11 protein-coding genes are annotated in these 19,847 nt (G+C 40.6%); all 11 read left to right on the top strand.

The window, feature by feature from the left end; genetic code table 11:
- The first annotated feature begins 136 nt into the window (after positions 1-136).
- The 11 genes from BSCG_RS10625 to BSCG_RS10675 all read left to right on the top strand — a co-directional run bounded on the left by BSCG_RS10625 (position 137) and on the right by BSCG_RS10675 (position 19,739).
- Entirely contained in the window at positions 137-3,712 is a 3,576-nt protein-coding gene (locus BSCG_RS10625; RefSeq protein WP_004299861.1) for a TonB-dependent receptor, read from the top strand.
- 23 nt (positions 3,713-3,735) lie between these two features.
- The gene (locus BSCG_RS10630) at positions 3,736-5,487 is read left to right on the top strand and encodes a RagB/SusD family nutrient uptake outer membrane protein (RefSeq protein ID WP_008776401.1); all 1,752 of its coding nucleotides are present in this window, start codon (positions 3,736-3,738) and stop codon (positions 5,485-5,487) included.
- A gap of 24 nt (positions 5,488-5,511) precedes the next feature.
- Positions 5,512-7,359 carry a phosphodiester glycosidase family protein gene (locus tag BSCG_RS10635; protein ID WP_225450262.1) on the top strand — a complete coding sequence of 616 codons (1,848 nt, stop codon included), beginning with the start codon at positions 5,512-5,514 and terminating at the stop codon, positions 7,357-7,359.
- A 44-nt stretch (positions 7,360-7,403) separates the two neighbouring features.
- Positions 7,404-8,423, top strand: a complete 1,020-nt coding sequence (locus BSCG_RS10640; protein ID WP_004322169.1) for a phosphodiester glycosidase family protein — start codon at positions 7,404-7,406, stop codon at positions 8,421-8,423.
- A gap of 271 nt (positions 8,424-8,694) precedes the next feature.
- Positions 8,695-10,155, top strand: a complete 1,461-nt coding sequence (rhaB, locus tag BSCG_RS10645; RefSeq protein ID WP_008776399.1) for a rhamnulokinase — start codon at positions 8,695-8,697, stop codon at positions 10,153-10,155.
- A 46-nt stretch (positions 10,156-10,201) separates the two neighbouring features.
- Positions 10,202-11,458 carry an L-rhamnose isomerase gene (locus BSCG_RS10650; protein WP_008776398.1) on the top strand — a complete coding sequence of 419 codons (1,257 nt, stop codon included), beginning with the start codon at positions 10,202-10,204 and terminating at the stop codon, positions 11,456-11,458.
- Between the two features lie 3 nt (positions 11,459-11,461).
- Positions 11,462-12,481, top strand: a complete 1,020-nt coding sequence (gene rhaT / locus BSCG_RS10655) for an L-rhamnose/proton symporter RhaT (protein WP_008776397.1) — start codon at positions 11,462-11,464, stop codon at positions 12,479-12,481.
- 93 nt (positions 12,482-12,574) lie between these two features.
- Positions 12,575-13,384, top strand: a complete 810-nt coding sequence (gene rhaD, locus BSCG_RS10660) for a rhamnulose-1-phosphate aldolase (RefSeq protein ID WP_004304990.1) — start codon at positions 12,575-12,577, stop codon at positions 13,382-13,384.
- Positions 13,385-13,403: 19 nt separating this feature from the next.
- Complete coding sequence (gene fucO, locus BSCG_RS10665; RefSeq protein WP_004304988.1) at positions 13,404-14,558, top strand: lactaldehyde reductase; 1,155 nt, start codon at positions 13,404-13,406, stop codon at positions 14,556-14,558.
- A 144-nt stretch (positions 14,559-14,702) separates the two neighbouring features.
- The gene (locus tag BSCG_RS10670; protein ID WP_004304986.1) at positions 14,703-15,602 is read left to right on the top strand and encodes an AraC family transcriptional regulator; all 900 of its coding nucleotides are present in this window, start codon (positions 14,703-14,705) and stop codon (positions 15,600-15,602) included.
- Positions 15,603-15,713: 111 nt separating this feature from the next.
- Positions 15,714-19,739 (top strand): two-component regulator propeller domain-containing protein, encoded by a 4,026-nt coding sequence (locus tag BSCG_RS10675; protein WP_008776396.1) that lies wholly within the window; start codon positions 15,714-15,716, stop codon positions 19,737-19,739.
- Positions 19,740-19,847 lie beyond the last annotated feature (108 nt).

Raw genomic sequence — 19,847 nt, 5'->3', positions numbered from 1 at the left:
TGAAAACACTCCCTCCTTAAACAAAAAATATGGGAAAAATATAGCACTATTCTTCCCATATAAAAAATCATTTAGCCTTACTTGTTTGCCGACAAGTGTAGTTAACTTTATTTTTAATTTAAATCACAACAAATTTATGCAAAAACATTGTAGTATCCAAATTCTTGGGATTAAAAGGCTACTGAAAGCAACTTTAAAAGGAATTCCATTGCCTATGAGATTATTAATTATTATGCTATGTGTTTCGATAGGATGCATTCGTGCGACAAATACTTATGCGCAAAATGCGATCCTTGACTTGAAAGTCAATAATCAAACGATTGAAACCGTCTTGAAAATAATAGAATCGCGGACTGACTTTGTATTCTTCTTTAACAGTCAGCAGGTTAATGTACATAAACGTGTCTCTATTAATGTCAATAAACAGAATATTTTTAAAATTCTAGATGAGGTTTTTAAGGGAAGTGACGTTGTTTATTCAGTGCTTGATAAAAGCATAATTTTGTCTAGTAAAAGATTTGCGCCTGATGGAAATTTGAAGAAGATTACAGGTAAGGTCGTTGATACGAACGGTGAACCGTTGATTGGTGTTACAATTGCTCTGAAAGGAAGCAATAGAGGAACGGTGAGTGATGTAAACGGAAATTTTTCTTTAAACGGAGAAGAAGGAAAGCTTAATGTGTTGAATATCTCATATATTGGTTATAAAGACCAACAGGTAAAAGTTGAGGATGGTAAAACTTTGATTATTACATTGGAAGAGGATACCAAGGTTTTGGAAGAAGTAGTTGTTGTGGGATATGGTACACAGAAAAAAATCAATTTGACGGGTGCTGTTGCTGTGGTTGACGATAAACAAGTAATCGGACGTTCGGCCGATAATTTGTCTAAACTACTTCAAGGAGCTGTTCCTAATATGAATGTTACTGTTTCTAACGGTCGTCCGGGACAGGGTGGTAGCATAAATATTCGTGGTATCAATTCTATCAGTAGTAGTGCCACGCCTTTGATATTAGTTGATGGTGTAGAAGGTACTATCGATGCAGTGAATCCCAATGATGTGGAGTCTATTAGTGTATTGAAAGATGCTTCTTCTGCTGCTGTATATGGGGCTCGTGCAGCTTATGGAGTAATTTTGGTTACAACAAAATCTGGTAATGATGATAAAACACGTGTTTCTTATAACGGACGTTATAGCTTTGGCTCACCTACAGTTTCCAGAGATTTTGAGACTCGCGGTTATTATTCGGCGGCTATCAATGATATGTTTTATTCTACCTATCAAGGTTCTAACTATACGAATTATAATGATGAAGATTATTATGAAATGTGGATCCGGCGTAATGATAAAACGGAAAATCCGGAACGACCGTGGGTGGTTATCAAAGATGGTGAATATAAATATTATGGTAACTTTGATTGGTATAACTACTTCATGGATGAGTCTCGTCCTACATGGGAACACAATATTAGTGTCAGTGGTGGCAATAAGAAAGTGCACTATTTCCTTTCCGGTGCTTATTATGATCAGAAAGGAGTTATTCGGAAAAATATGGATAGTTTCACTAAATACAATTTCCGTTCCAAGGTAAGTATTGAGATTGCTCCATGGTTGAAGATAAGTAATAATACGTCATACAAAAAGGATTCTTATCCATTTCCGGGGCCAGGTGCTATTAACAATCTTTTTGATGCGATAAGTAAGCATGCCTTAGCTTCTATTGTTCCAATCAATCCGGATGGTACATATATGGGGAATGCAACAGTTATTACAGGAGGATATCGCCCTGCTAATGATCTTAGTGCAATTCTTGAATACGGTAAACACAAGAATGAGGATACTAATTACTTTTTTAATACCACCTTTGAGGCGGTAATGACACCTGTTAAGAATGTAACGGTGACGGCTAATTATTCGTTTGCTCAACATGAATATACGGCAATGAATCGTAGTGCTAATTATCCATATTCACGTGTACCCGGAGAAGTTCTTTGGAAAACAGATGGTTATGGCCTTAATACTCTTTATGAACGTTCTAATCATGATTGGTTTCATTCATACAATATTTATGGAAATTATACAAATACATTTGCCGATGTGCACCATGTAAGTGCAACTGCCGGTGTCAATTATGAAACTAAATTTTTTAAAGACATCAAAATACAACGTAATGATTTATTGTCCGAAGATTTAACTGATTTTAATTTAGCTAATGGTGATGAAATGAGTATTGCGGGTGGTAAAAATAGATATGCTCTTTTCGGTCTTTTTTATCGTTTGAATTATGACTATAAAAATAGATATTTATTTGAATTTAGCGGACGCTATGATGGTAGTTCACGGTTTGCCCGGGGACATCGCTATGGCTTTTTTCCTTCAGTTTCTGCCGGGTGGAGAATTAATGAAGAAAAGTTCTTTGCACCATTACGTAAACAAATTAGTAATTTGAAATTACGCTTTTCTTTGGGAGCATTAGGAAACCAACAAGTCGGATATTATGACTATTTGCAGACTATATCTTCTGGTGGTACAATTTCTTATGCTTTTGGTGATAAAAATAAAGCGTCAGGTGCTAGTATCTCTGCTCCGAATGCTTCTGATTTCACTTGGGAAACGGTTGTTACAAAAAATATCGGTTTGGATCTCGGACTATTGAATAATCGTTTGAATATGACGGCTGATATATATGTACGTGATACGAAAGATATGTTGATGGCTTCCAAGGATCTTCCGAATGTATATGGTGCTTCTTCTCCAAAAACAAATGCTGCTAACTTACGTACGAAAGGTTGGGAAGCATCGATTAGTTGGAATGATTCTTTTAATCTAAAGGGAAAAGCGTTCCATTATTCTGTCGTACTAGGCTTGGCTGATAATACGACTAAAGTGACAAAGTATAACAATGATAACAAAACATTGGGCACTCCATATGAAGGACAACAACTGGGAGAGATTTGGGGATATGTTGTTGATGGTCTCTTCAAAACTGATGAAGAAGCTGAAAACTATCCGGTAAATCAGAGTTACGTAAATAATATATTGAATATTTCTGTAAAATCTCAAGGTCTCCATGCGGGGGATGTGAAATATGTGGACTTGGATGGCGATAATATTATTTCTCCTACTTTATCGGCAAACGATGTGAAGGATCAGAAAGTGATTGGAAATTCTTTACCAAGATATACATATTCTGTCAGATTAGCTGCAGATTGGAATGGAATTGATTTTTCTGCTTTGTTGCAAGGCGTCGGTCGCCAACATTGGTATCCCAATGGTGAAACTAGTCTGTTCTGGGGTCCCTATGCCCGTCCTTATTGTACTTTTATTCCGAAGGATTTCTTGACAGATGTTTGGTCAGAAGATAATCCGGATGCTTATTTCCCACGTCCGAGAGGCTATGTGGCATTGGATGTTAATCCACGTGAGTTGTCTAAACCTAATACTCGCTATTTGCAAAATGTGGCTTATTGCCGTCTTAAAAATGTAACAGTCGGTTACTCTTTGCCACGTACTTGGCTAAAGGCTTTGCATATGGAACGTGTCAGGGTTTATTTTAGTGGAGAGAATCTTTTTACATTCAGCCCTTTACATAGTAATTATATTGATCCGGAACATGCTGGGGCTTCTACGAGCTGGAAAAGTGGTCATACGAACGTGACTTCTTATCCAATGAGTAAGACCTATTCATTTGGAATTGATGTGACTTTTTAATGGAAAATAAAAACTAGGATAATATGAGTAGTATAAAATATAAAATATGGATGCTCTTGCCTCTGATGGCAATGATTTCTTGTGAAAGTATTTTGGATAAATTTCCGGAAGATAAAATTACACCGGAAACATTCTTTACAACAGAAAACGAGTTAGAATTGTATTCAAACAATTTCTATGTCGCTTGTATTTCGGGTACAGGAGTGTTTAAAGATTACGGTGATGTAATTATTCAGCCTATCTTGGAAAAAGCGATTAGCGGGCAACGCACTATACCTGAAACAGATTCTAATTTCGATGGTTGGGGTTGGGGAGCCCTTCGTGATATTAATTTCTGCCTGGAGAACATTTATCGTTGCCAGAATGAGGAAGTACGGAATCATTATGAAGGTTTGGCACGTTTTTTTAGAGCTTATTTTTATTTTGTAAAGGTGAGGCGTTTTGGAGATGTGCCATGGTATGATTATGTGATTGGAAGTGCTGATACGGAAGCTTTGAGTAAACCTAGAGATTCTCGTGAGTTTGTAATGGGGAAAGTATTGGAGGACATTGATTTCGCGATTGATAATTTGAGAAAACAAAAAGATGTATACCGGGTGACTCGTTGGACTGCTTTGGCTTTAAAATCCAGAATTTGTTTGTTTGAAGGTACATTTCGAAAGTATCATGGTTTGAATGATTGGGAAAAGTATCTTCGTGAATGTGCATCCGCATCGGATATCTTTATCAATGAGAGTGGTTATACAGTTTATACGGCAGGTTCTACCCCTTATTTCAATTTATTTGGCTCTTTGAATGCTGAACCCACGGAAATAATCCTGGCGAAAGATTACAATGCAGCTTTGGGATTGACTAATATTGTACAGGCATTTTGCAATTCTCCTGGTGAGGCAAATTCAGGTGTGACAAAGCGTTTTGTTAATTCTTATCTGATGAAAGATGGTTCTCGTTTTACAGATAAGAGTAATTATGAGACTATTGGATTTGTGGAAGAGATGAAAAACCGTGATCCGCGTCTGACACAAACGATTCGTGCAGCAGGATATGTACGTGATGACGGGAAAAAATATCTGCCAAACTTTAAGTTGGCAAAATTAGGGTATCATCTGAAGAAGTACGATTGTGGAGTTAAATATGATATGTCTTCTGAATCTGATTTGCCATTGTTTCGTACAGCCGAAGTTTATTTGAATTGTGCGGAAGCAAAAGCAGAATTGGGGACATTGACTCAGGATGATTTGAATAAAACAATTAATAAGCTAAGGGCTCGTGTAAATATGCCGAATTTATTAATGGCAACAGCAAATGCTAATCCGGACCCTTATTTGAAGGAGTGGTATCCGCACGCGGAAAGTGACGATAATCAGGGGATTATCCTTGAAATTAGACGTGAACGCGCTATAGAACTGGTAATGGAAGGCTTTAGATATTATGATATCATGCGTTGGAAGGAAGGTAAAATATTTGAAAAACCATTTCTTGGTATTTATTTTCCCGGTCCGGGTGAATATGATTTGGACGGTGATGGAACGAATGATGTTTATCTGTATTTGAGTACTGATAAAGGAAACTCTTCTTGTGTAGATCAGTTTGAGATAGGTGGTGAACTTAGCTTGGATCATGAGACAAGTGGTAATTTGATTATTCATCAAAGTATCAAAAGAGTATGGAATGAGGACAAGGATTACTTGTACCCGATACCAACAAAGGATCGTGTTTTAACCAATGGAGCATTAACGCAGAACCCGGGTTGGAATGATGGACTTATTTTTTAATTTTAAATGGAGAAAATAATGAAAATGAAATATTTATATATGTCTTTTCTATTGGCGTTAGTCTATAGTTGTAGTGACTCTGGAGATAATTCAGATTATAGCGAAATGTTGAAAAAAGATTTCAACCAAGAAATTAAATGGGATGTGGATTCATTGGCTCTTATGAGAGCATCTTGGGAAAAAACGGATTTAGGTAACGGGGCAGCTGTTTGTACGGCACAAGCGAGCATGTGGGGGACTACCCAAAGCGTTTCTTATGTGGTATATCCGACGACTATGTTTTCTACCAGAGTTGCTGTATGTGATACTCCTGCCAAAACTAGTATGATTGCTAAAGATAAAAAAGCATTGTTTGCTATCAATGGCAGTTATTCTATTTCCGGAAATCCGTCTACATTTACTATGGTGGATAAGGTGGTGAAGGTTGCGTCTACGATCGAATCTGCCAGTAAAGTGAACGGAGTGATTGCTATTGATGCGGAAGGTTCTGTAGATGTGAAGTCTTGTACGTTTTCAGATTATACGGATGTGGAAGATGAATATGAATCAGCTTTAGCATCAGGTCCAATGTTACTTATGGAAGGGAAAGTGTGTTCGTTTCCTCAAGATGCTATTTATACACAACGTATGGCTCGGTCTGTGATTGGGATAACTGCTCAGGGAAAAATGATGCTGCTTACTATTGATGGTGCTATAACGGGAAATGCTGATGGTGCAACACTTGAGGAGGCAGCTTTTATTGCCAAAACATTGGGGATGAAGAATGCGGTTTGTTTGGCTGACGGAAGTTCTTCCACGCTATGGACATCAGGTAAAGGCGTAGTGAATCATCCGGTTGGAAATGGACAGTATGATCATGAAGGCGAAGGTACAGTGTCTACTGTGATCTATGTTGCAGCTTCTTCTTTATTTGACGGTGGTGATGGAACGGTTGATAATCCTTATTTGATTAGCAATAGGAATCATATGAGGAACATGATGTCTGTTGTAGAACTTGATAAAACTTATTATTTCGAAATGACGAATGATGTTGATATGACTGGCATTGACTGGAAACCGCTGAATACGGGTGAGCCTGTTGACCGTTTTGATATAAAGATTCATTTTGATGGTAAGGGACATACGATTAGGAATTTACATTGTGAGATCAGTTCTCGGTACGCCAGTTTCTTTGGGGTAATGAATGGTTCATGTCGTAATGTGCGCTTTGAAAATGCGGAAGTTATTGGATATGGTTCTTCTTGTACGGGTATTGTTGCCGGTTATTTGGGAACAAATGCTTTGGAGTGTTTGATTGAAAATGTATATGTGTCTGGTACTGTAAGTGGCATACAGCAAGTGGGTGGTATTGGTGGCATTTTTGCTAAAGGTACTGTACGGAATTGTTATGCAGATGTAAAAGTAATCGGGTCTTCTCGTGCCGGTGGTATTGTTGCTGAACCAAGGAATGCTGTAGTTGTTGAAAACTGTTTTGCGACAGGAACTCTTTATAGTACAGGAAATGCAGGTGGTATTGCCGGAGGACTTAATGGCAATAATCCTACAATAAAAGGTTGTATCGCTTGGAATGAACAGATTGATGGTGAACCTGTATCAGGACGTGTTATTGGATGGCAGTCAAATACCTATACGAAGGCTACGGATTGTTATGCGAAAAAAGATATGATTATCGCATGGGGACCCAACAAAGGTATGACGGGGGCCGATGCTAATACTGCCGGAACTTATGATTGGGGTAACAATAAAACTGCAATTTGCCATGGTATTACTACGGAAAATAGTGTAGATGCTGCTAAGAAAATAGGTTGGTCTACAGATATATGGGATCTTTCAGGCGTAACTCCATTATTGAAATCTTTTAATGATAAGTAATGATACGAATAGGGAATCTATATGTTTATTTAAAAAATTATATTATGAAGTTTACGAAGTTAACAATTGCTTTTTTATCCGTATTTTTTTGTCTAGTTGTCGCTTGTGGAAGTGATGGGATCAATGATGACCCCAAAACACCGGATGTTACAGAGCCGGTAACACCAAATGAACCGGACGAACCGGACAACCCTTCCGTTGTAAAAGTTCCGACTCTACAGAAGAATGTCCAAGATGAATGGAAAATTGATTCTATCGATGATGGTTTTATTTATTATAACTATGAACGGTATGACGATGTGAGTAAGGCTCAACAGATTGTAAATGTGCTGGAAATTGATTTACTTTCCAATAAGTACAAAGTTGAATTTACATATAATAATGGAGATTCTCTTTCAACTACAGCACAAGTACGTGGGGCTATTGGTGGTATTAATGGTGGGTATGAACAGGAAGCTATTTATATTCGTATCAATGGAACTAATATCTCTGAAGTGACACTACCGGAGGGACATTTACGATACTGGAAACATGATGGTGCGCTTTATTCGGATGGAAAATCTGATATTGGAATTATATATGGCGGCAGAAATGGAAAGGCTGCAATTGATACATATAAACAACATTCTGCAAAGTATTTGTTAGCTAGTGCCCCCACACTGATTGACGATTACAATCCGTTAGGTGAAACTTTTGTTGGTAATTATACTATGGAACAATTGGAGTCTTTTGACTATGAAGATTATCGCAGACATCAAGGAGTACGTCATCCTCGTACGGTGGTTGCTGTGACAGAGGATAAAGATTTGTTGTTAGTCACTATTGATGGGCGCTGGGCTGGTAAGGCGGAAGGTATGAGCGCAAAAGAAGTAACCTTATTCCTCAAAAAGCATTTCAATCCTCAATATGCACTTAATATGGATGGTGGTGGATCTACTACTATGTATGTGAAGGGGAAAGGAGCGGCAAAAACAGATGTTGTCAATTATCCTACTGATAATGGAGTCTTTAACCACTATGGACAACGTCGTGTAACAACTCATATTATAGTAAAAAGAAAGTAGATCTTAATCATTTCATCATAAAATAGGTATTTTATATATTGTAAACGGTATAAATCCATTTAGCAAAGATGGCTTTATACCGTTTATTAGTACCTATACAGAGGTGTAGGGAAAATGTGAATCTGTTTATATTTGCAATTGTATTGTGTCTTTTGTCTTTTGTGTCAAAATGTATACCCTTTCAATCAAAATACATAAGGAAAAGGAGGAGGGAATCGCCTATCTTTGCCATGTAGGTAAATGGATACCTTAAATATATAGACAGAATACCATGAAACAAAACTTTTTTGCAATCGACCTGGGCGCAACGAGCGGCCGTACAATCTTAGGAACTTTCATTGAAGGCGGATTAAATCTGGAAGAGATTAATCGCTTTCCTAACCACCTGGTTGAAGTAGGTGGACATTTCTATTGGGATATTTATGCATTATATCGTCATATTCTTGACGGGTTGAAGTTGGTTGCTCACCGTGGAGAGTCCATTGCTTCTATCGGTATCGATACCTGGGGAGTGGATTTTGTATGTGTCGGAAAAGACGGTAACTTGCTTCGCCAGCCTTATGCATATCGTGACCCGCATACAGTAGGAGCACCGGAGGCTCTTTTCTCCCGTATTTCCCGTAGCAAAGTGTATGGTAAAACGGGTATTCAGATTATGAATTTTAATTCACTTTTCCAATTAGATACTTTACGTCGCAATCACGACAGTGCGTTGGAGGCGGCAGATAAAATTCTGTTTATGCCGGATGCGTTGAGTTATATGCTTACCGGAGAGATGGTGACGGAATATACGATTGCTTCGACAGCCCAGCTGGTGAATGCACAGACACGACGTTTGGAGCCGGAGTTGCTGAAAGCGGTAGGATTGAGTGAGAAGAATTTCGGCCGTTTTGTATTCCCGGGTGAAAAGGTGGGAGTATTGACGGAAGAAGTGCAAAAGATAACCGGACTGGGTGCAATTCCTGTGATTGCGGTAGCCGGCCATGATACCGGTTCTGCTGTTGCTGCCGTTCCGGCATTGGATCGCAACTTTGCTTATTTGAGTAGCGGAACCTGGTCACTGATGGGAGTTGAAACGGATGCTCCGGTGATTAATGCTGAAACGGAAGCGTTGAACTTTACCAATGAAGGTGGTGTGGAAGGAACTATCCGTCTATTGAAGAATATCTGTGGAATGTGGTTGCTGGAACGTTGCCGTCTGAATTGGGGAGATACAAGTTATCATGAATTAATCAGTGAGGCGGATGCTTGTGAACCGTTCCGTAGTCTGATTAATCCCGATGATGACTGTTTCGCGAATCCTGCGGACATGGAAAAAGCTATTACAGAATATTGCCGGGCTACCGGACAGTCGGTTCCCGAGAAACGCGGACAAGTAGTGCGTTGCATCTTTGAAAGTTTGGCTTTGCGTTATCGCCAGGTGTTGGAGAATTTGCGTTCACTTTCTCCCCGTCCGATTGAAACATTGCACGTGATTGGCGGAGGTAGCCGGAATGATTTGCTGAACCAGTTTACTGCCAATGCGATAGGAATTCCTGTGGTAGCCGGTCCATCTGAAGCGACAGCTATCGGTAATGTGATGATTCAGGCAATGGCAGCAGGCGAAGCGACGGATGTTGCCGGTATGCGCCAGTTAATCAACCGCTCTATCCCGTTGAAAACTTATCAGCCGCAAGATACGGAAGTTTGGGACGCGGCTTATATCCATTTTAAAAATTGCGTTCGGAAATAAATAGAACGATCGACAGAATAATCATTTTTAAAACTAATAGAATATCATGAAAAAAGAAGAACTGATTCAGAAAGCGTATGAAATTGCTGTGGAACGTTATGCAGCAGTAGGTGTAGACACCGAAAAAGTATTGAAAACTATGCAGGATTTTCATCTGTCACTTCACTGCTGGCAGGCTGATGACGTTGCAGGATTTGAAGTACAGGCCGGTTCATTGACCGGAGGTATTCAGGCAACCGGTAATTATCCGGGCAAAGCTCGTAACATTGATGAACTGCGTGCTGACATCTTGAAAGCTGCTTCTTATATTCCGGGTACTCATCGTCTGAACTTACACGAGATCTATGGAGATTTTCAGGGGAAGGTGGTAGACCGTGATGAGGTAGAACCGGAACATTTCAAGAGCTGGATCGAATGGGGTAAAGAACACAACATGAAGCTTGACTTTAACTCTACCTCTTTCTCTCATCCAAAATCAGGTGATTTGTCACTTTCTAATCCCGATGAAGGCATCCGTCAGTTCTGGATTGAACATACAAAACGTTGCCGTGCAGTTGCAGAAGCAATGGGTGAAGCACAGGGTGATCCGTGTATCATGAATCTATGGGTACATGACGGAAGCAAGGATATTACGGTAAACCGTATGAAATATCGTGTATTGCTGAAAGATTCTTTGGATCAGATCTTCGCTACCGAATATAAGAATATGAAGGATTGTATCGAATCTAAAGTGTTCGGTATCGGTCTGGAAAGCTATACAGTAGGTTCTAATGACTTCTATATTGGTTATGGTGCTTCTCGTAACAAGATGATTACGTTGGATACCGGTCACTTCCATCCGACAGAAAGTGTAGCCGATAAAGTTTCTTCACTGTTGCTTTATGTGCCTGAATTGATGTTGCACGTAAGCCGTCCGGTTCGTTGGGATTCAGACCACGTTACTATTATGGATGACCCGACTATGGATCTGTTCAGCGAAATCGTCCGTTGCGGTGCTCTGGATCGTGTACATTATGGTCTTGACTATTTCGATGCATCTATCAACCGTATCGGTGCTTATGTAATTGGTAGCCGTGCTGCACAGAAATGTATGACTCGTGCTCTGCTCGAACCGATTGCCAAATTGCGCGAATACGAAGCAAACGGACAGGGATTCCAGCGTCTGGCTCTGCTCGAAGAAGAAAAAGCGCTGCCTTGGAATGCTGTTTGGGATATGTTCTGCTTGAAGAACAATGTTCCTGTAGGTGAAGATTTCATTGCAGAAATTGAAAAGTACGAAGCCGAAGTAACTTCTAAACGATAAGTTATGGAAATTTTAATCGGCTTATTGATTATAGCCATCGGTAGCTTTTGCCAGTCCAGTTCTTATGTGCCTATTAAGAAGGTAAAGGAATGGAGCTGGGAAAGCTTCTGGTTAATACAAGGTGTATTTGCCTGGTTAGTGTTCCCGTTTCTGGGTTCACTACTGGGTGTACCCCAAGAGAGCAGTTTGTTCGACTTGTGGGGAGCGGGAGGTGCTGGAATGAGCATCTTTTATGGTATATTGTGGGGAGTAGGAGGTTTGACTTTCGGACTTTCCATGCGCTATTTGGGGGTTGCACTGGGACAGAGTATCTCATTAGGGACTTGTGCCGGTTTCGGAACCCTTCTTCCGGCTCTTTTTGCAGGTACAAACTTGTTTGAAGGTAACGGGCTGATTCTTTTGTTGGGTGTTTGCATCACGTTGGCAGGTATTGCTATTATCGGGTATGCCGGTAGTTTGCGTGCGCAAAACATGAGCGAAGAAGAAAAACGTGCTGCTGTAAAAGACTTTGCATTGACAAAAGGGTTACTGGTTGCACTCCTGGCCGGTGTCATGAGTGCTTGCTTCGCTTTGGGACTGGATGCAGGAACACCTATCAAGGAAGCTGCCTTAGCCGGTGGAGTGGAAGGACTTTACGCCGGTCTCCCGGTGATTTTCCTGGTTACATTTGGCGGGTTCCTGACAAATGCAGTTTACTGCCTGCAACAGAATGTGGCTAATAAATCGATGGGTGACTATGCTAAAGGAAAAGTATGGGGCAATAATTTAGTTTTTTGTGCGTTGGCTGGCGTATTATGGTACATGCAGTTCTTCGGACTGGAAATGGGTAAGAGTTTCCTTACGGAAAGTCCGGTATTGCTGGCTTTCTCCTGGTGTATTTTGATGGCATTGAATGTCACATTTAGTAATGTTTGGGGAATTATTCTGAAAGAATGGAAAGGTGTGTCAAACAAGACCATAACTGTGCTGATAGCTGGTCTGATCGTACTTATCTTCTCATTAGTGTTCCCAAATTTGTTTTAAAAAATTTAGGTGTGGATTACATGGATTACGCGGTTTTTTTATAACTTGCGACGAAATCAGTGTAATCCATGCCTAATTAAAATTATATATAGAATGAAATCAATTTTAGAGAATCGTCCGGGACTTGCCAAAGAAGTAAACAAGGTAGCAGAAGTTGCCGGATACTTGTGGCAGAAAGGATGGGCTGAACGTAACGGTGGTAATATCACTGTTAATATCACAGAGTTTGTAGACGATGAAATCCGTCAGATGAAACCGATCAGTGAAGTTAAATCTATCGGTGTGACTCTTCCTTATCTGAAAGGATGTTATTTCTATTGCAAGGGAACGAATAAGCGCATGCGTGATTTAGCTCGCTGGCCAATGGAGAATGGTTCGGTAATCCGTATTCTGGACGACTGTGCCAGCTACGTAATTATTGCGGACGAGGCTGTGGCTCCGACATCGGAATTGCCTTCTCACTTGAGCGTACATAATGACCTGTTGAGTAAAAACTCTCCTTATAAAGCATCTGTACATACACACCCGATCGAACTGATTGCCATGACACATTGTCCGAAGTTCCTGGAAAAAGATGTGGCTACTAATTTGTTATGGAGTATGATTCCCGAAACAAAGGCATTCTGCCCGCGTGGTTTGGGTATCATTCCTTATAAATTGCCTAGTTCTGTAGAATTGGCGGAAGCTACCATCAAGGAATTGCAGGATTATGATGTTGTGATGTGGGAGAAACATGGTGTATTTGCAGTTGATTGCGATGCGATGCAGGCGTTCGATCAGATCGATGTACTTAATAAATCGGCTCTCATCTATATCGCAGCGAAAAATATGGGCTTCGAGCCGGATGGTATGAGTCAGGAACAGATGAAAGAAATGACTGTTGCTTTCAATCTGCCTAAATAAAACAACAAATAGCACAACCATGAATCGAATTATTTTAAACGAAACTTCTTACTTCGGTGCCGGATGCCGAAGTGTGATTGCTGTGGAAGCAGCTAGACGTGGCTTTAAGAAAGCCTTTTTTGTAACAGATAAAGACCTTATCAAGTTTGGTGTGGCTGCTGAAATCATTAAAGTATTTGATGAGAACCAGATTCCTTACGAACTTTATAGCGATGTAAAGGCTAACCCTACTATTGCAAATGTGCAAAACGGTGTGGCAGCTTACAAAGCTTCCGGAGCCGATTTTATCGTTGCTTTGGGTGGTGGCTCTTCTATCGATACTGCCAAAGGAATCGGTATTGTTGTGAATAACCCGGATTTTGCGGATGTGAAGTCTCTGGAGGGTGTAGCTGATACCAAACACAAAGCTGTACCTACCTTTGCACTGCCTACTACTGCCGGAACGGCTGCCGAGGTAACTATCAATTATGTGATTATTGATGAAGATGCCCGTAAGAAGATGGTTTGCGTAGACCCGAACGACATCCCTGCCGTGGCTATCGTAGACCCCGAACTGATGTACTCAATGCCGAAGGGGCTTACTGCCGCTACCGGTATGGATGCTTTGACACATGCCATCGAAAGTTATATTACTCCCGGTGCCTGGGTAATGAGCGATATGTTCGAATTGAAGGCTATTGAGATGATTGCACAAAATCTGAAAGCAGCCGTAGACAATGGTAAAGATGTGGCAGCCCGCGAAGCAATGTCGCAGGCACAATATATTGCCGGTATGGGATTCTCGAATGTCGGTTTGGGAATAGTTCATTCAATGGCTCATCCGTTGGGTGCATTCTATGATACTCCTCACGGGGTAGCTAATGCCTTGCTGTTGCCGTATGTGATGGAATACAATGCTGAATCTCCGGCAGCTCCGAAATATATCCATATTGCGAAAGCAATGGGAGTGGACACTACCGGAATGAGTGAAGCGGAGGGCGTTAAAGCTGCTATTGAAGCTGTGAAAGCACTTTCTATCAGCATTAATATCCCACAGAAATTGCATGAAATCAATGTGAAAGAAGAAGACATTCCTGCATTGGCTGTAGCTGCTTTCAATGATGTTTGTACAGGTGGTAATCCTCGTCCTACTTCGGTAGCGGATATTGAAGCCTTGTATCATAAAGCATTCTAAATCTCGTCATAGTAAAGTTTGTTTTTATATAAACATCCGGGGATACTTGAAAGTACACTCCGGATGTTTTTTTATACCCTTGCATGTGTTTTCTGAAAATAATTCCTATTTTTGTCCAACTCAATTACATGAAAACACTCTGATATGATCGAGGATAATAGTTTGGGATTGGAATTTAAATATCTGATTGTAAATGACATGGACCGTAAATTCGGGCTGTGGGTGAATACCGTCGGCTATCAGTCTATCCCTCCTGATTCACCTTATCCATTGAAAGAGCATCCCTCCGGTTACTTTTTTAATGCGGAAAAAGGAAGGGTGCTTCGCGAATATCAGTTGGTCTATATCACAAAAGGGCGTGGTTTGTTTTCATCCGATTCCACTTCTGAAAAGCAGGTTTGTAAAGGCCGGCTGATGGTATTGTTTCCCGGGCAATGGCATACTTACCGCCCGTTACGGCAGACTGGTTGGACGGAATATTACATCGGCTTTGAGGGGCCAATGATAGATGCCATCGTTAATGATGCTTTTTTGTCGCAGGAGCAGCAAATATTGGAAATCGGTATTAATGAAGAGTTGGTTTCCTTGTTCTCCCGTGCTCTTGCTGTAGCTGAAGCGGATAAGATTTCCGCGCAACAATATCTTTCCGGGATTGTGCTCCACATGATAGGTATGATTCTTTCTGTCTCCAAGAATAAAGTTTTCGAGATGAGTGATGTGGATCAGAAGATAGAACAGGCGAAAATCATCATGAATGAAAATGTTTCCGGTAATGTAGATCCGGAAGAGTTAGCAATGCGGCTTAACATCAGTTATTCATGGTTTCGACGTGTTTTCAAGGAGTATACTGGTTATGCTCCTGCCAAATATTTCCAGGAATTGAAACTCCGTAAAGCCAAACAAATGTTAGTAGGAACTTCCCAATCAGTGAAAGAGATTTCTTTTTTTCTGGGTTTCCAGTCTACTGAATATTTTTTCTCTTTTTTCAAGAAACGTACAGGGCTTACCCCGTTGGAATATCGTTCGTTCGGACGGGAAGAATAAAATAGGGTGAAGTCTATATCTATCAGTTATTTTGCTCTGATTTTGGGAATATCATAAAAACTGTTACTTTTGTGACGAGATTAATGTGTGCTATAAACCATCATTCTTGATATGCGCGAACAAAGACTATCTAAGATCCATTTTTTTATTCTGCTATCTCTTTTTGGATTTGTATTTCCACTCCGGTCACAGGAATACAAGTTCAGAACATTGGGTGTGGAAGATGGATTGTCGCAAATAACGGTGAGCGATATTTGCCAGGATGAGAAATCGCGTATATGGATTGCCACTCTGGACGGGCTGAATTGTTTCGATGGCAATCACATCAAAGTCTTCAACCACTTTCATAACGACTCTATCAGTTATGGTAATTTATATGTGACTCAAATGGTGGAAGACGGTCAGGGAAGTCTTTTCCTGTTGACCTCTACCGGACTTTTCCAGTTCGACCTTGAAACAGAAAAATATTATATTCTTCCGGTGACTTCTCCCTCCACTCTTGCCAAAGGAAAGACGGGAGTGTGGATTGCAGAAGGAGGGAAACTGTTCTTATACGATAAGAATACCCGCCTCTTGAAACCGATGTATGCCGATTTGCAGCTGCCGGATAGTGGCCCGACGATGGTGGAAGGTTCCGAAGGAAGTCTCTGGATTGCTTTGAAAGAGGGTGGGGTGATGCGTGTAGATACTTGCGGATCGATGTCACTTCACTTGCCCGGAATTAAAGTGATGAAACTGATAAAAAGTAACGACCAGAATATCTGGATTGGTTCGCAGGATCAGGGCGTTTTCTGTTTTTCACCTCAAGGTACGATCATACATCACTATGAATATAATGATAAGAGTGTTTACACGGTTCGGGACGATATGGCGAGAGCGTTATGTCAGGATTTGGAAGGGAATATATGGGTAGGCTACAGAAGTGGATTGAGTAAGATTGAAGTGGCTACCGGGAAAATATTCCATTATCAGGCTGATCCTAACCGGGTGGGTGCTATGTCCAATCGTTCGGTGACGTCTCTTTATACCGACAAACAAGGAACTGTTTGGGTGGGGACTTATTGGGGAGGGGTAAACTTCTTCTCTCCGGAATATCAGCATTTTGTGCATTATCATGCTTCGGACACCGGATTGTCTTTTCCGGTGGTCGGTGCTATGGCAGAAGATAAAGTCGGAAATATCTGGATTTGTACGGAAGGAGGGGGATTAGATTTATATCAACCGGAACAGGGAAAGTTCAAGCATTTTAATGCGCATACGGGATATCATTTCAGTACGGACTACCTGAAAGATGTTGTTTTTGATGAGGCTAATAATTGCTTATGGATTGCAGCCGACTTTACCAATAAGGTGAATTGTTTTCATCTTAATAACTATCGGAATGATATCTATAATCTCGAACCGCTTGGAGAAGAAAGTGTCGGAGAAGCCCTGTTTGCCTTGGCGGATACTCCTCGTAAATTGTATGTCGGGACAACATCCGCTATTGTGAGTTTGGATAAACAGACCTTGAAATCCGAGGTGTTGTTTCATCAGAAGGAACTGTTTACACATAATTATAACACCCTATTGCTTGATTCGAAAAACAGATTATGGTTTGCTGCCGACGACGGTTGTGTAGCCTATGTGATTGATGAAATGCGGTTTGAAACCTATAGGATAAGTCTGAAGAAACGGGTCAGATCTCAAAAAGAGTTGGTCAATGTTATCTATGAAGATCGAAAGGGAAATATTTGGGTAGGGACACATGGCAACGGACTTTTCTTGCTGGATAAGAAAGAACGTTTGTTTCGTTTACATACTCCTGAAAGTGTGTTGTCGGGAGAAAATATCAGGGTACTGGGGGAAACCCCTTCCGGGAATTTATTGATTGGTACCGGGCATGGATTGTCAATGCTGGAACAGAAAGAGGGGAAAGTGATAAACTTCAATTCTAAAACCGGATTCCCGCTGACTCTTGTGAACCGGAAATCCATGCATGTATCCCGCAACCATGATATTTATATGGGAGGAGCTACCGGATTGGTAACCATTCGTGAAAGTAGTCTGTATTATCCTCCGAAAATATACGATCTGGAGTTGGCTCATTTGTATGTCAACAACAAAGAGATAACAACAGGCGATCAAACCGGTATTTTAAATAAATCCTTTGCCTATACCGGGCGGATCAAATTGAATTACTTGCAAAATGTGTTTTCTATCGGTTTCTCAACAGATAATTTTCTGCATATAGGCGGTGGTGAGGTAGAATATCGGTTGATGGGGTATAATGATGAATGGAGCGAGAACCGTCTGGGAAATGACATTACTTATACAAATATCTCTCCGGGTGATTATGTCTTTGAGATCAGGCTGAAGAACTTCCCGGAAGTAATCAGATCGCTGGATATAACGATTACGCCACCTTTCTATGCTACTTGGTGGGCCTATACTATTTATGTATGCGTGATTCTGACTATTCTATTCTTCATCGTGAGAGAATATAGAATCCGTCTGTTCCTGAAAACTTCATTGGATTTTGAACTTCGCGAGAAACAATACATTGAAGAGATGAATCAATCCAAACTTCGTTTCTTCACGAATATCTCGCATGAAATCAGAACTCCGATCACTCTTATCCTGGGGCAGGTTGATCTGTTGCTGAATTCCGGCAAATTGTCTACCTATGCTTATTCGAAACTGTTGAATATACATAAAAATGCAGGTAACCTGAAATCATTGATTACGGAGTTGCTTGATTTCCGGAAACAGGAGCAGGGACTTTTGAAACTGAAAGTTTCTCAATTTGACTTATATTCTTTGCTCAAAGAGCATTATGTATTGTTTAAGGAGTTGGCTGCTAACAGGAATATTTCGTTTGTTTTGCATGCCGACTGCGAGCAATGCCTCGTGTGGGGAGACCGGATGCAAATACAGAAGGTGGTTAATAACTTGCTGTCTAATGCTTTTAAATATACTTCAGACGGTGGAACTATCCGTATGGAATTGGCTGATGGAACGGAGGAATGTATGTTTTCCGTTTCCGATAATGGTGCGGGAATATCCGAGGAAGACTATGTTAAGATATTCGAGCGGTTCTATCAGGTTGAGAATATAGGACAGTATGGAGGAACTGGTATCGGGCTGGCTTTGAGTCAGGGTATTGTGAAAGCCCACCAGGGAGATATAACAGTAGAAAGTCAGCTGGGAAAAGGTTCTTGTTTTAAGGTCACTCTGAAAAAAGGGGATGCTCACTTTGATTCTTCTGTCGCCCGGGTTGAACCGGAGCAGGATAAGGAATATATTTATTATTCGGAAGACAAAGAACTGCTGGTTAAAGAGGTGCAGTCAGCCCAAAGTGAAAGCGGGACTACTGACTGTAAATTACTGGTGATTGATGATAATGAAGAAATCAGAAATATCCTTGTAGATATCTTTTCTCCATTGTACACGGTTGAAACTGCAAGTGATGGTGAGGAAGGGTATGAAAAAGTAAAAATGATGCAGCCTGATCTGGTTATTTCGGATATTATGATGCCCGGAATGCCCGGAACGGAATTGTGTGCCAAAATTAAGAACAATATTGAAACTTGTCATATCCCTGTCGTTCTTCTGACTGCCCTTAGTGCGCCCGAACGTGAGTTGGAAGGATTAAGAATTGGAGCGGATATTTATGTGGTGAAGCCATTTAATATGCGGCGGCTGGTGATGCAATGCAATAATCTGATTAATACCCGCAGACTTTTACAGAATAAATATGCCCATCAGCTGGATAGCAAAGCGGAGAAGATTGCAACGAATGAACTCGATCAGAGGTTTATCGAACAAGCGACACAGGTAGTGGAAGATAATATGGAAAATCCCGAATTCAGTGTAGATGTCTTCTCACGTGAGATGGGGGTGGGACGTACTGTCTTATTCCAGAAGATAAAAGGTATCACGGGAAGTACGCCAAATAATTTTATCATGAATCTGCGTCTGAAAAAAGCGGCATATTTTCTGCAGAATTCTCCGGAAATGAATATATCGGATATTGCTTACCGGTTAGGATTTGGAAATCCTCAATACTTCAATAAATGCTTTAAAGAACTTTTTGATATTGCTCCTACGCAATACCGAAAAGCTCATAATACCTCCTCCGAACCCTCTGTGAAGTGATTAAAATAAGTCATCTGAATTTTTAGACTAGATAAAACGAACAATTCGATAGGGTGCAATATATTCAAATGCAATACTTTTGTGGCGTTGGATAATGCCAGCTTGTAC

The organism is Bacteroides sp. 2_2_4 (assembly GCF_000157055.1).
Classification (GTDB): Bacteria; Bacteroidota; Bacteroidia; order Bacteroidales; family Bacteroidaceae; genus Bacteroides; species Bacteroides ovatus.
The sequence above is the reverse complement of the archived record's forward strand: the minus strand, read 5'-3'. Positions and strand labels throughout refer to the sequence as shown.

Excerpts from the sequence above, each read along its gene's own strand:
- BSCG_RS10625 (WP_004299861.1), top strand. The coding sequence starts at position 137 with ATGCAAAAACATTGTAGTATCCAAATTCTTGGGATTAAAAGGCTACTG.
- BSCG_RS10630 (WP_008776401.1), top strand. The coding sequence starts at position 3,736 with ATGAGTAGTATAAAATATAAAATATGGATGCTCTTGCCTCTGATGGCA.
- BSCG_RS10635 (WP_225450262.1), top strand. The coding sequence starts at position 5,512 with ATGAAATATTTATATATGTCTTTTCTATTGGCGTTAGTCTATAGTTGT.
- BSCG_RS10640 (WP_004322169.1), top strand. The coding sequence starts at position 7,404 with ATGAAGTTTACGAAGTTAACAATTGCTTTTTTATCCGTATTTTTTTGT.
- rhaB (WP_008776399.1), top strand. The coding sequence starts at position 8,695 with ATGAAACAAAACTTTTTTGCAATCGACCTGGGCGCAACGAGCGGCCGT.
- BSCG_RS10650 (WP_008776398.1), top strand. The coding sequence starts at position 10,202 with ATGAAAAAAGAAGAACTGATTCAGAAAGCGTATGAAATTGCTGTGGAA.
- rhaT (WP_008776397.1), top strand. The coding sequence starts at position 11,462 with ATGGAAATTTTAATCGGCTTATTGATTATAGCCATCGGTAGCTTTTGC.
- rhaD (WP_004304990.1), top strand. The coding sequence starts at position 12,575 with ATGAAATCAATTTTAGAGAATCGTCCGGGACTTGCCAAAGAAGTAAAC.
- fucO (WP_004304988.1), top strand. The coding sequence starts at position 13,404 with ATGAATCGAATTATTTTAAACGAAACTTCTTACTTCGGTGCCGGATGC.
- BSCG_RS10670 (WP_004304986.1), top strand. The coding sequence starts at position 14,703 with ATGATCGAGGATAATAGTTTGGGATTGGAATTTAAATATCTGATTGTA.
- BSCG_RS10675 (WP_008776396.1), top strand. The coding sequence starts at position 15,714 with ATGCGCGAACAAAGACTATCTAAGATCCATTTTTTTATTCTGCTATCT.